The following is a 12,604-nucleotide window of genomic DNA, read 5'->3' as shown; positions in this document are numbered from 1 at the left end:
ATGCGCGGGCTTATCGCACGTGCCGTTACTTCGATTCGCTAGCCGGTGCGGTTCCCGATGGCGGGACCAGTTCGAAGCAGGCGGGTGCTTTCGTGCGCGCGTCTGGCAGCTGCGGGTCGATGCATTTGAACGCGCTCTGATCGCGCTGAACGAAGATCGTGTCGGCCGGCCCGGCGGCGCCGTGCGCGCCATTCACGACGGCGACGATCTTGTAGCCGTCCTGCAGCAGCGTGGACAGGGTGATCGGGCTTGCGCGCCACTGACTGTCGGTCGGTATCTGGGCCCGCGCCGTCAACGTGGACGTGACGCCTAGCAGCGCGATGGAAACGGTGGCCGCGGCGAGCGCGATGGTGCGGAACGTCATCAAGAACCCTCCTTGAAGTTGCGATCGGGAAAGCCAAAATAAAAAAAAGCCGCTGAACCTTGAGGGTTAGCGGCTCTTTTGCAACTGGCGAAGAATCGATGCGAGGAGGATAACTCACTCCATTGAAGACATCGTTTTAGTGATGTTAACACGGGCGGGGTGATGGCCTTGTAAGCGGTTGTTCGCACGGCTGACGTAACTCGCCCGCCGGTTCACCGCAGCAAAATCGTCGCTGAAAAACGAAAGGCCCGCTCTTGGTTAAGAGAAGCGGGCCTTGCGAGTGATACTGGTGGCGAATCAGGGACTCGAACCCCGGACCTGCGGATTATGATTCCGTCGCTCTAACCAACTGAGCTAATTCGCCGAAAGAAGCGAGATTATGCTGACGGCGCCGGAGGCTGTCAACCCCCCGGCGCACAAGTTTTTTAAATTACCCGGCCAACACGCGTTTCAGTCCTTTGCGTAGATGTCCGAGTCCTTGGTCTCCCGCACGAACAGCATGCCGATCACGAACGTAACCAGCGCGATCACGACCGGATACCACAGCCCCGAATAGATGTTGCCCCTTGCCGCGACGATCGCGAATGCCGTGGCTGGCAGGAACCCGCCGAACCAGCCATTGCCGATGTGATACGGCAGCGACATCGACGTATAGCGAATCCGCGTCGGGAACATTTCCACCAGCATCGCCGCAATCGGACCGTAGACCATCGTCACGTAGATCACGAGGATCGTCAGGATCACCACGGTCATCGGCCAGTTGATCTGCGAGGGATCGGCCTTCAGCGGATAGCCCGCGGCCTTCAGTGTCGCTGCGAGCGTCGTATCGAACAGTTTGCCTTGCTCCTTCGCATCGGCGGCGCGGCCGTCGAACGTGTTGACCACCGTGTCGCCGACCCGGATCTGCGCCTGCGTGCCCGCCGGCGCCGCGACGTTCTCGTAGTTCAGGCCCGCCCGCGACAGCGCGCTCTTCGCGATGTCGCAGGAACTCGTGAACTTCGCCGTGCCGACCGGATTGAACTGGAACGAGCACTGCGCCGGATCCGCGATCACGACGATCGGAGCCCGCAGCGTTGCGGCTTCCAGCGCCGGGTTCGTGTAGTGCGCGAGCGCCTTGAACAGCGGGAAGTAGGTGAGCGCGGCGATCAGCAGGCCGGCCATGATGATCGGCTTGCGGCCGATGCGGTCCGACAGCGAGCCGAAGAACAGGAAGAACGGCGTGCCGATCAGGAGTGCGATCGCGATCATGATGTTGGCGCTGCTGCCGGCGACCTTCAGCGTCTGCGTCAGGAAGAACAGCGTGTAAAACTGGCCCGTGTACCACACCACGGCCTGGCCGGCGGTCAGGCCGATCAGCGCGAGAATCACGACCTTCAGGTTCTTCCACTGGCCGAACGCTTCGGAAAGCGGCGCCTTGGACGTCTTGCCCTCGGCCTTGATGCGCTCGAACACCGGCGATTCATGCAGTTGCAGGCGAATCCACACCGACACGGCCAGCAGCAGAATCGACGCGACGAACGGAATGCGCCAGCCCCAGGCGCCGAATGCGTCTTCGCCCATTGCCGTGCGCACGCCGAGAATCACCAGCAACGACAGGAACAGACCGAGCGTCGCGGTGGTCTGGATCCACGCCGTATAGAAGCCGCGGCGTCCCGGCGGCGCATGTTCCGCCACGTAGGTCGCGGCGCCGCCGTACTCGCCGCCGAGCGCGAGGCCTTGCAGCATCCGCATGGCGATGAAGATCACCGGGGAAGCGATGCCGATCGCTGCGTAGCCCGGCAGAAAGCCGACCAGGAACGTCGACACGCCCATGATCACGATCGTGACGAGGAACGTGTACTTGCGCCCGACCATGTCGCCGAGCCGCCCGAACACGATCGCACCGAACGGCCGGACCGCGAAGCCCGCGGCGAAGCTGAGCAGCGTGAAGATGAAGGCGGCCGTCGGATTGACCCCGGAGAAGAAGCTTTTGCTGATGAAGGCCGCGAGCGAGCCGGCCAGATAGAAGTCGTACCACTCGAAAATCGTCCCGAGCGACGATGCGAAGATCACCCGCTTCTCCTCGCGCGTCATCGGCACGTGCGAGATTTGCCCGCCAACGCTAGCCATATGCTGTCTCCAATATTGATATGCACGCGGAGCGCCGGTAAAGGCGTTCCCGTGGAACCGATTATTGGAGTGGAAACTTACGGCGTACTGACGTCGCGAGGTGAATGGGCATAATTCGAAGTGCTGGCTTCGATTCGGCAACGTCTGTTAAATTCTTTCAAACGTTTCCGAACGTTCGCTCAACGTCTCTCAAAAATGTGTGCGCAAGTTTTTTCGTTCAGGGTGCGTTAGGGTAAGTCCCGCCCCGCTCATGCACGTGCAAACTGACACGCACGAGCGTCCCCGCAAGCCTCGGCGACTCCTGATAGACGTTGTCGTCGATAGTCAGCTCGCCGCCATGCATGGTCGCGATCTCGCGGACGATCGCCAGCCCGAGCCCGCTGCCCTCGCCTTCGCGGCCGAGAATCCGGTAGAAGCGCTCGATCACCCGCGAGCGTTCGGCGACCGGAATGCCGAGGCCGGTATCTTCGACTTCCAGATGCACCAGCCGTGCCGCCGCGTCGTGTCTCACCGTGACGGTGATGCGCCCGCCCGGCGGCGTATAGCGGATCGCATTGTCGATCAGGTTCGACAGCATTTCGCGCAGCATCACCGGATTGCCGTCGACTTCGACGGGTCCGTCGGGCGCTTCGTAGCCGAGGTCCATCTGCTTGGCGAGCGCGGCCTGCACCCAGTCGCGCACGGCGTTGCGCGCGACCTCGCTAACCTCGACCGGCGCGAATATCTGCCCCGACATACGGTTTTCCGCGCGCGCGAGCGCCAGCAACTGAGTGACGAGCCGCGCGGCGTGTTCCGAACTGGTGGCGATCTGTTCGAGCGAGCGGTGCACTTCCGCCGACACGTCCTGGCGCAGCGCCAGCTCGGCCTGCATGCGCAAGCCGGCGAGCGGGGTTTTCATCTGATGCGCGGCGTCGGCGATAAAACGCTTTTGCAGTTCCATGTTCTGTTCGAGGCGCGTCAGCAGATCGTTGAAGGACGTCACCAGCGGCTCGATTTCCGGCGGCGCGCGGCGCGCCTCGAGCGGCGACAGATCGTCCGGGCGCCGCGCGCGGATGTGCGCCTGCAGCGCATGCAGCGGCGCAAGGCCGCGCGAGAGGCCGAACCACACCAGCAGGATCGCGAGCGGCAGAATCACGAACTGCGGCAGGATCACGCCTTTGATGATGTCGTTGGCCAGCTGGCTGCGCTTGTCGAGCGTTTCGGCGACCTGTACCAGCACGGGCTGCGCGCCGGGCGTGCGCGGAAATTCGACGGTCGTGTAGGCGACGCGGATGTCGTTGCCGTGCAGCACGTCGTCGCGGAATTCGACGATGCCCGGCGGCGGCCGGTCCTCTTCATGCGGCAACGGCATGTCGCGCTCGCCACTCACCAGTTCGCCACGCGTGCCGAGCACCTGATAGAACACGCTGTCGACGTTGTCGGCGCGCAGGAAGTCGCGCGTCGAGTCGGGCAGCGCCAGTTCCGCCACGCCATTGACCGGATGGATCTGGCGGGCGAGCACGTAGGCATCGGTTTCGAGCGCGCGGTCGAACGGGCCGTTCGCGATCGACTTGGCGACCAGATAGGTGACTGCGAGGCTCATGGGCCAGAGCAGCAGCAGCGGCGCCAGCATCCAGTCGAGAATCTCGCCGAACAGCGAGCGCGGGCGTGCTGCTGCGGCGGCCTCCGTTTCGTCGGGCGGGGCGAACGGATTGGCGTAGCGCTCGTCGCGCGCCTCGTCGAGGTCCGCCGCGTGCGCCGCCGGGGCGCGATCTGCGCGCGCGGACATGGATGCCCTCTATTTGTAGTGATGACTCGCCGGCATCGCGCCGAACGGCGGCGAGGCGGACGGGTCGGGCTCGGTGGGGGCGTGGTTGCCGGCACCCGCGCCGGCGTGCGCCGCGGCTTTTTCGAGGCAGTAGCCGAGGCCGCGCACGGTGATGATGCGCACGCCGCTCGGCTCGATTTTCTTGCGCAGGCGGTGCACGTAGACTTCGATCGCGTTATTGCTGACTTCCTCGCCCCATTCGCACAGGTGGTCGACGAGCTGTTCCTTCGAGACCAGCCGGCCGATCCGTTGCAGCAGCACTTCGAGCAAGCCGAGTTCACGCGCCGACAAATCGATCACCTGCTCGTTCACATAGGCAATCCGGCCCACCTGGTCGAACGACAGCGAGCCGTGCCGCACGACCGTCGGGCCGCCGCCCGCGCCGCGCCGCGTCAGCGCGCGCACGCGCGCTTCGAGTTCGTTCAGCGCGAAGGGCTTTGCCATGTAGTCGTCGGCGCCGAGGTCGAGTCCTTTGACGCGTTCGTCGACGCTGTCCGCGGCGGTCAGGATCAATACCGGCAGAGTCGAATTGCGCGCGCGCAGGCGGCGCAGCACCTCGAGCCCGGGCATGCGCGGCAGGCCCAGATCGAGGATCAATAGGTCGAAAGTCTGCATTGACAACGCGGTATCGGCTTCCACGCCGCTCTTCACGTGATCGACCGCATAGGCCGATTGGCGGAGTGATCGAACCAGACCGTCCGCGAGTATGCTGTCGTCTTCGGCAATCAGAATTCGCATGATGCGCCAGCCTAGCCTTGCCGGCACCGTGGGTGTTCCCGGCGCACAGCGGTCTCCGAAAATTATTGTGGGTAGTTTGCGCAGCGCGACGGTAAAAATGCGTGTTCGCATGAGAATCGTGCTTGCCAAAACTACTGTTTTTTTATACAGTGTCTGGGTTTCGTGTGCTGTCCTTCAAAAGTGGACGGTACACCTGCCTCAGACGCCGTTCATCATAGCAAAGGACGATTCATGGAAGAAAGCAAGAAAGGCTCGGCTGGACTGACTGCTGAAAAGAGCAAGGCGCTGGCTGCCGCGCTCGCGCAGATCGAAAAGCAGTTCGGCAAAGGGTCGGTCATGCGGCTCGGCGCAGGTGAGGTAGTCGAAGACATCCAGGTGGTTTCAACCGGATCGCTCGGCCTCGACATCGCGCTGGGCGTCGGCGGTTTGCCGCGTGGCCGTGTGGTCGAAATCTATGGTCCGGAATCGTCCGGTAAAACCACGCTGACGCTGCAGGTCATCGCCGAAATGCAGAAGATCGGCGGCACGGCGGCATTCATCGACGCGGAACACGCCCTGGACATCCAGTACGCGGGCAAGCTCGGCGTGAACGTGAACGACCTGCTGGTTTCGCAGCCGGACACCGGCGAACAGGCGCTCGAAATCGCCGACGCGCTGGTGCGCTCGGGCTCGATCGACATGATCGTGATCGACTCGGTCGCGGCACTCGTGCCGAAGGCTGAAATCGAAGGCGAAATGGGCGACTCGCTGCCGGGTCTGCAAGCGCGTCTGATGTCGCAAGCGCTGCGCAAGCTCACCGGCACGATCAAGCGCACGAACTGCCTCGTGATCTTCATCAACCAGATCCGCATGAAGATTGGCGTGATGTTCGGCAACCCGGAAACCACCACGGGCGGCAACGCGCTGAAGTTCTACGCGTCGGTGCGTCTGGACATTCGCCGGATCGGTTCGATCAAGAAGAACGACGAAGTGATCGGCAACGAAACGCGTGTGAAGGTCGTCAAGAACAAGGTGTCGCCACCGTTCCGGGAAGCGATTTTCGACATTCTGTACGGCGAAGGTATTTCGCGTCAGGGCGAAATCATCGACCTGGGCGTGCAGGCCAAGATCGTCGACAAGGCTGGTGCCTGGTACAGCTACAGCGGCGAGCGAATTGGTCAGGGCAAAGACAACGCGCGCGAATTCCTGCGTGAAAATCCGGACATCGCTCGCGAGATCGAAAACCGTATCCGCGAATCGCTGGGCGTCAATGCAATGGCGGAAGCCGTGACCGGCGCGAGCGCTGAAGTCGCGGACGAAGAAGAGTAAGCATCAAGTGATACGCAAGGGCCGACCGTGGTCAGATGGCGGACGCCATTCGGCCGGCCCGCGCGATGACGGTGACGATCCGTTCGATCCTTTCGAATCGTTCGACGCACACGACCGCGCTGCGGGCCACGGCCAGCAGCGTGCGCAGTCTGAACCCTCGCAGTCCTCAACCTCGGTCCCTTCCGAGACCACGTACACCCGTTCGCGTCGCACTCCTGGCGAAGCGAAAACGGGGCAAGACGAAGCAAAAAAATCCCAACGTCCCGCACGTTCGCTGAAAGGGCGCGCGCTCGGCTATCTGTCGCGCCGCGAATACAGTCGCACCGAACTCGCACGCAAACTGAAGCCATTCGTGGAAGAAACCGATTCGCTCGACACGGTGCTCGATGCGCTGGAGGCCGAAAACTGGCTGTCCGACTCGCGTTTCGCGGAAAGCCTGGTTCACCGTCGTTCGTCGCGGCTCGGCGCGAATCGGATTCTCGGCGAACTGAAGCAACACGCGCTCGACCAGACACTCGTCGAAGAGGCGAGCGCGCAATTGCGAGAGACCGAACTCGCGCGTGCTCAGGCCGTCTGGCGCAAAAAGTTCGGCCAGCTTCCCGAAACGCCCGCCGAGCGGGTCAAGCAGACGCGCTTTCTGGCGGCGCGCGGTTTCTCGGGCGCCACGATCGGCAAAATCCTCAAAGGCATCGACGAGGAATGGGGCGGCGAATAGCCGCGTTGACTTCGGCTGCCGTTTTTGGGCCTTCCCTTCCGGCCTCACACCCATTTCCTTCGAGACAGGCTCCCAGCCTCGCTGGCCGCCCTTGCGGATTCCAACCTGTCTCAAATACCCAGTATGCTAAAATTCGTGGGTTTTCCAATCCGGCCTTTCCTTCCCGCATGCCGCTTTCCTCGCCAGTGTCCCGTCAGTTGCGCCACCGTCGCGCAATCAGAGCGGAAGCCTATGAGCGAGCCGATGGCCTGTGGGATGTGGAAGCGTGCTTGACCGACGAAAAACCACGCGATGTGGAGCTTGCGTCGGGCGTCCGGCCCAATGGTCAGCCGATCCATGAACTCTGGCTTCGCATCACCATCGATCGCAAGCTCAATGTCGTCGACGCCGAGGCGTCGTCCGACTGGGTGCCCTATCCTGGTTTGTGCCAAGTCAGCAATCCCGCCTACCGTGCCCTCATCGGGCTCAATCTCCATCACAACTTTCGTCGCGATGTTGCCCGTTTGCTCGGCGGCACGACCGGTTGCACGCATCTCACCGAGTTGTGTGCGATTCTGCCGACCGCCGCGATCCAGGCATTCGCCGGCGACGTGTGGGACACCGGTGACTCCAATGGCGGAACGCGAGGCGCGAGCGCAGGTTCAGGAGACGAATCGTCTAACAGCACAGGCGAGCATTCCAACGACAAACCGCCATTCCAGCTGGGACGCTGCCACGCGCTGCGTTTCGACGGCGAGGCGGTGCAACAGTTTTATCCGCGCTGGTATGGCCACGCACCGCGGTCAGCGGATCGCGCGGCATCGTCAGGCGAGGGCGGCAACGCGTCCGGCATGAACGACGGCAGCGGAAACGAAGTTCAATCCAACTCTCAGACTGAAGGGAATCACGCATGAAGATTCACGAGTACCAGGGTAAGGAAATCCTGCGGAAATTCGGCGTCGCGGTACCGCGCGGCAAGCCGGTCTTCTCGGTGGATGATGCGGTCAAGGCCGCGGAAGAGCTCGGCGGCCCGGTATGGGTCGTGAAGGCTCAGATCCACGCGGGTGGCCGTGGCAAGGGCGGCGGCGTGAAGGTCGCGAAGTCGCTGGAACAGGTTCGCGAATACTCGAACCAGATCCTCGGCATGCAGCTCGTCACGCACCAGACCGGTCCGGAAGGCCAGAAGGTGAACCGTCTGCTGATCGAAGAAGGCGCGGACATCAAGAAGGAACTGTATGTCGGTCTCGTGATCGATCGCGTTTCGCAGAAGATCGTCGTGATGGCGTCGAGCGAAGGCGGCATGGACGTCGAAGAAGTCGCGGAAAAGACGCCTGAGCTGATCCACAAGATCGCCGTCGACCCGGCGACCGGTCTGAAGGACGCTGAAGCTGACGAACTCGCAACGAAGATCGGCGTGCCCGCCGCTTCGCTGCCGCAAGCGCGCGCGATCCTGCAAGGTCTGTACAAGGCATTCTGGGAAACCGACGCATCGCTGGCCGAAATCAACCCGCTGATCCTGACCGGCGACGGCAAGGTCATCGCGCTGGACGCCAAGTTCAACTTCGATTCGAACGCACTGTTCCGTCATCCGGAAATCGTCGCGTACCGCGATCTGGACGAAGAAGATCCGGCTGAAGTCGAAGCATCGAAGTTCGACCTCGCGTACATCTCGCTCGACGGCAACATCGGCTGCCTCGTGAACGGCGCAGGCCTCGCAATGGCAACGATGGACACCATCAAGCTGTTCGGCGGCGAACCGGCGAACTTCCTCGACGTGGGCGGTGGCGCCACGACCGAGAAGGTCACGGAAGCGTTCAAGATCATGCTGAAGAACCCGAATCTGACCGCGATTCTGGTCAACATTTTCGGCGGCATCATGCGCTGCGACGTGATCGCGGAAGGCGTGATCGCGGCGTCGAAGGCCGTGTCGCTGAAGGTGCCGCTCGTGGTCCGCATGAAGGGCACGAACGAAGACCTGGGCAAGAAGATGCTCGCCGAATCCGGTCTGCCGATCATCGCGGCGGACAGCATGGAAGAAGCGGCTCAGAAGGTCGTCGCGGCCGCTGCGGGCAAGGCGTAAGCCAAAACCCCCAGCGCGTTTACCAGGATTACGAATGGCGACGTGCGAGCGACGCGGGCGAGGACATTGCGCCTCGCGGCGCAACCGCATGACGCCAAACGAACAGAGGTTTATACATGTCGATTCTGATTAACAAAGACACCAAGGTCATCACGCAGGGCATCACCGGCAAGACCGGTCAGTTCCACACGCGTGCTTGCCGTGAATATGCAAACGGCCGCGAAGCGTACGTTGCAGGCGTGAATCCGAAGCGGGCCGGCGAAGATTTCGAAGGCATTCCTATCTACGCGAGCGTCGCGGAAGCCAAGGCTGAAACGGGCGCGACCGTGTCGGTGATTTACGTTCCGCCGGCGGGCGCTGCTGCGGCAATCTGGGAAGCGGTCGAAGCCGACCTGGACCTCGCGATCTGTATCACGGAAGGCATTCCCGTGCGTGACATGATCGAGCTCAAGGCCCGTATGCGCGCAGAAAACCGCAAGACGCTGCTGCTCGGACCGAACTGCCCGGGCACGATCACGCCGGACGAACTGAAGATCGGCATCATGCCGGGTCACATCCACCGCAAGGGCCGCATCGGCGTCGTGTCGCGTTCGGGCACGCTGACGTATGAAGCAGTCGGCCAGTTGACGGCGATTGGCTTGGGCCAGTCGTCGGCAGTCGGTATCGGCGGCGACCCGATCAACGGTCTGAAGCACATCGACGTGATGAAGATGTTCAACGACGATCCGGATACGGACGCCGTCATCATGATCGGCGAAATCGGCGGTCCGGACGAAGCGAACGCCGCTGAGTGGATCAAGGACAACATGAAGAAGCCGGTGGTTGGCTTCATCGCGGGTGTCACGGCGCCTCCGGGCAAGCGCATGGGCCATGCCGGCGCGCTGATCTCGGGCGGTGCGGATACGGCTGAAGCGAAGCTGGAAATCATGGACGCCTGCGGTATCAAGGTCACGAAGAATCCGTCGGAAATGGCGCGTCTTCTGAAGGCGATGCTGTAAGCACGAAATTCGCGCGCTGTTGCGGCGCGTTTTTTGTTACGCTTACGAAGTCCTTTCGTGAGCGGGCGGTCCCGAAAAAGCGGGGGGGTTTTAGCCCCCCGCTTTTTTATTGTCCGCGCGGCAGATTTTTTCTTATTCTTCTTCTCATGCTCGAATTCCTCACCACCCTCCATTGGGGCGCGGTCTTCCAGATCATCGTCATCGACATCCTGCTGGGTGGCGATAACGCTGTCGTGATCGCGCTGGCCTGCCGCAATCTGCCGCCCGCACAACGCATACGCGGCGTACTGTGGGGGACGGCTGGGGCGATCGTGCTGCGTGTGGCGCTGATCGCGTTCGCGGTCGTGCTGCTCGACGTGCCGCTGCTGAAGTTCGCGGGCGGGCTGTTGCTGCTGTGGATCGGCGTGCGTCTGATGGCGCCTGCGCACGACCCGCATGAGAACATCAAGCCGGCCGACCGGTTGATGTCGGCGATCAAGACCATCATCGTCGCGGATGCGGTGATGAGCCTCGACAACGTGATCGCCATAGCGGGCGCGGCTGAAGCGGCCGATGAGCAGCATCGAATCGCGCTGGTGATTTTCGGCCTGGTGGTGAGCATTCCGCTGATCGTTTGGGGCAGCCAGATCGTCCTCAAGCTGCTCGACCGTTTCCCGATTGTCATCCTGCTCGGCGCCGCGTTGCTGGGCTGGATCGCGGGCGGCCTGATCGTCAACGACCCGGCCGGCGACCGTTGGCCGATTCTCGACACGCCCGCCGCCGAATACGGGATGAGCATCGCGGGCGCGTTGTTCGTCGTGATCCTCGGCTATCTGTTGAAGCGCCGCAACGCCAATCGTGCGGCGGCGTGAGGCGCACGATTCGCATGCGCGCATGAGTCCGAACCTGAAGCAGAACCTGCTGCCGCTGTAGCGCTTCAGCGCAACGTTAGCCATTCGGCTGACTGTGAGCCGCGAGCCTCGCTGGCTACGATTGAAACGCCTGTCCCCGATCCGGGGGGCAGGCGTTTTTCGTTTCAGGAGCCTGCCGATGATCGTTACCTTGCCGTATTCCCCTTATTCCCAGTCCTCGCTTGCCGCGCGTTCCCTGTTCGGGCGAGCGGCGTGGTCCGCGCGGCTCGCGCGCGTTTGCCGCCGCTTCGGCGTCGGCTTCACGCTGATCGAACTGATGATCGTGCTGGCGATCGTCGGTGTGATCGCGGCCTATGCGATTCCCGCGTACCAGGACTATCTGGCTCGCAGCCGGGTGGGCGAGGGGCTGTCGCTCGCCTCGTCCGCGCGGCTCGCGGTCGCCGAAAACGCCGCGAGCGGCAATGCGTTCAGCGGCGGTTACGCGTCGCCGCCCGCGACGCGCAACGTGGAGTCCATCCGGGTCGACGACGACACCGGCCAGATCACGATCGCCTTCACGACGCGCGTCGCGCCCGCCGGTTCGAACACGCTGACGCTGGTGCCGTCGGTCCCTGACAATGCGGACGCACCTACCGCGCGGGTCGCATTGGCCAAGGACTCGGTGCAGGGCGGCGCGCTAACTTGGGAGTGTTTCGCGGGCGGCAAAACTGCTTCTTCGTTGCCGGCGCCGGGCGCGGGGCCCGCACCCGCCGACGCACCCACGCTGGCGTCGAATCTCGCACCGCCGGAATGCCGCTCGTGATCGAGCGCGTGATTCGGCCAACGCGTGGCCGCATGAAGGCGGAGCGCACGTAAAAGGCTGATTTTCGGCATATTTCGGCCGGGCCGGCGCACAGCGCAAGGAATTTTTTGTATAGTGCGCCGGTTGGTGCGACACGCATGCTCGTGTCCGGGTAGCCCCAACGTAAGGGGCATCGACTAGCGGCAAAGGAGGCGTCGGTATGAGCCTAACCGGTCGCGAAGATATCACGTGGAGCATCGGGAAGGGGCGTGAGTCCCTCGACGCAACTGCTCAGAAGCGGGGTATCTCTTTTAGCGAAGCGAGAGCCGGTAGAGGTTTGCCGGGTCTCGTTCATACGAGTCTCGGTAGAGCACATTCTCCGAGAGTTCGCATTGCATTGACCTGATTACCGTCAGGTTCCGCCCCGTCAGCGGCTTCACCTCCGCCGACAGGGTGGAGTGATGTATGCAATTCCTGCGCCGTCAGCGGCAATGGATTCGCGAACCGATACGAGCGAAAGCTCGGTGTGTCATTGTTTGGCCTCGTCAGTTGTACGGCGAGGATAGTGAACCTGCTGTGCGACCAGCGGTAGCCTAAGAAGACATGCGTCACTGGTAACGGTGGGGTGTGAAGCTCTTCTGACAATGTAGCCCTCGGATGTTTCGGGCAGATCGATTCCGCGAGGAGCGATCTGGATACTCCCAGCAGCAAGGGGGTTGAGGAGCTAGGCTGGCTGATAGGGTTAACGTAAGTGAACTGCTGATAAACCTCGTAAGCACTGAGGAGCCAAAGCTGCTTGAACATTGGGCTCTAACCAAAAGGTATGTGGCTGGTTAATCCGCTCAACCGTCGGATTACGTCGTCACCTAGCCAC

At 62.5% G+C, this 12,604-nt stretch carries 11 protein-coding genes and 1 tRNA gene; 7 read left to right on the top strand and 5 right to left on the bottom strand.

Annotated features, from left to right (window positions below; all coding sequences use genetic code 11):
- Positions 1-25: 25 nt before the first annotated feature.
- The 5 genes from B0G69_RS03270 to B0G69_RS03250 form a co-directional block, all read right to left on the bottom strand.
- Entirely contained in the window at positions 26-364 is a 339-nt protein-coding gene (locus B0G69_RS03270; RefSeq protein ID WP_121315636.1) for a hypothetical protein, read from the bottom strand.
- Positions 365-651: 287 nt separating this feature from the next.
- Positions 652-728, bottom strand: a tRNA-Met gene (locus B0G69_RS03265).
- An 86-nt stretch (positions 729-814) separates the two neighbouring features.
- Entirely contained in the window at positions 815-2,473 is a 1,659-nt protein-coding gene (locus B0G69_RS03260; protein ID WP_121315635.1) for an MFS transporter, read from the bottom strand.
- 217 nt (positions 2,474-2,690) lie between these two features.
- On the bottom strand, positions 2,691-4,241 hold the full coding sequence (locus B0G69_RS03255; RefSeq protein WP_121315634.1) for a sensor histidine kinase: 1,551 nt from the start codon (positions 4,239-4,241) through the stop codon (positions 2,691-2,693).
- Between the two features lie 9 nt (positions 4,242-4,250).
- On the bottom strand, positions 4,251-5,018 hold the full coding sequence (locus tag B0G69_RS03250) for a response regulator transcription factor (protein ID WP_121315633.1): 768 nt from the start codon (positions 5,016-5,018) through the stop codon (positions 4,251-4,253).
- Between the two features lie 231 nt (positions 5,019-5,249).
- Between B0G69_RS03250 and recA the strand changes: the two genes are divergently transcribed.
- From recA to B0G69_RS03215, 7 genes are all read left to right on the top strand, one after another.
- A complete protein-coding gene (gene recA / locus B0G69_RS03245; RefSeq protein WP_121315632.1) occupies positions 5,250-6,326 on the top strand; it encodes a recombinase RecA in 1,077 nt (358 codons plus the stop codon).
- Between the two features lie 7 nt (positions 6,327-6,333).
- The gene (recX, locus tag B0G69_RS03240; RefSeq protein ID WP_121315631.1) at positions 6,334-7,041 is read left to right on the top strand and encodes a recombination regulator RecX; all 708 of its coding nucleotides are present in this window, start codon (positions 6,334-6,336) and stop codon (positions 7,039-7,041) included.
- A gap of 167 nt (positions 7,042-7,208) precedes the next feature.
- Complete coding sequence (locus B0G69_RS03235; protein WP_121315630.1) at positions 7,209-7,934, top strand: DUF2889 domain-containing protein; 726 nt, start codon at positions 7,209-7,211, stop codon at positions 7,932-7,934.
- Positions 7,931-9,100, top strand: a complete 1,170-nt coding sequence (gene sucC / locus B0G69_RS03230) for an ADP-forming succinate--CoA ligase subunit beta (protein ID WP_064268774.1) — start codon at positions 7,931-7,933, stop codon at positions 9,098-9,100. The genes B0G69_RS03235 and sucC overlap by 4 nt, the downstream gene beginning before the upstream one ends.
- A 116-nt stretch (positions 9,101-9,216) precedes the next feature.
- On the top strand, positions 9,217-10,098 hold the full coding sequence (sucD, locus tag B0G69_RS03225) for a succinate--CoA ligase subunit alpha (RefSeq protein ID WP_062124510.1): 882 nt from the start codon (positions 9,217-9,219) through the stop codon (positions 10,096-10,098).
- A gap of 146 nt (positions 10,099-10,244) precedes the next feature.
- On the top strand, positions 10,245-10,949 hold the full coding sequence (locus B0G69_RS03220) for a TerC family protein (protein ID WP_121315629.1): 705 nt from the start codon (positions 10,245-10,247) through the stop codon (positions 10,947-10,949).
- A 178-nt stretch (positions 10,950-11,127) separates the two neighbouring features.
- Positions 11,128-11,751, top strand: coding sequence for a pilin (locus B0G69_RS03215; RefSeq protein ID WP_121315628.1), 624 nt, complete (start codon positions 11,128-11,130; stop codon positions 11,749-11,751).
- The last annotated feature ends 853 nt before the right edge of the window (positions 11,752-12,604 follow it).

This window comes from Paraburkholderia sp. RAU2J (assembly GCF_003634845.1).
Classification (GTDB): domain Bacteria; phylum Pseudomonadota; class Gammaproteobacteria; order Burkholderiales; family Burkholderiaceae; genus Paraburkholderia; species Paraburkholderia fynbosensis.
The sequence above is the reverse complement of the archived record's forward strand: the minus strand, read 5'-3'. Positions and strand labels throughout refer to the sequence as shown.

Bases quoted from the DNA above. Each gene is read 5' to 3' on its own strand.
- B0G69_RS03270 (WP_121315636.1), bottom strand. From the start codon at position 364: ATGACGTTCCGCACCATCGCGCTCGCCGCGGCCACCGTTTCCATCGCG.
- recA (WP_121315632.1), top strand. From the start codon at position 5,250: ATGGAAGAAAGCAAGAAAGGCTCGGCTGGACTGACTGCTGAAAAGAGC.
- B0G69_RS03220 (WP_121315629.1), top strand. From the start codon at position 10,245: ATGCTCGAATTCCTCACCACCCTCCATTGGGGCGCGGTCTTCCAGATC.
- B0G69_RS03260 (WP_121315635.1), bottom strand. From the start codon at position 2,473: ATGGCTAGCGTTGGCGGGCAAATCTCGCACGTGCCGATGACGCGCGAG.
- B0G69_RS03235 (WP_121315630.1), top strand. From the start codon at position 7,209: ATGCCGCTTTCCTCGCCAGTGTCCCGTCAGTTGCGCCACCGTCGCGCA.
- sucC (WP_064268774.1), top strand. From the start codon at position 7,931: ATGAAGATTCACGAGTACCAGGGTAAGGAAATCCTGCGGAAATTCGGC.
- B0G69_RS03250 (WP_121315633.1), bottom strand. From the start codon at position 5,018: ATGCGAATTCTGATTGCCGAAGACGACAGCATACTCGCGGACGGTCTG.
- B0G69_RS03255 (WP_121315634.1), bottom strand. From the start codon at position 4,241: ATGTCCGCGCGCGCAGATCGCGCCCCGGCGGCGCACGCGGCGGACCTC.
- sucD (WP_062124510.1), top strand. From the start codon at position 9,217: ATGTCGATTCTGATTAACAAAGACACCAAGGTCATCACGCAGGGCATC.
- B0G69_RS03215 (WP_121315628.1), top strand. From the start codon at position 11,128: ATGATCGTTACCTTGCCGTATTCCCCTTATTCCCAGTCCTCGCTTGCC.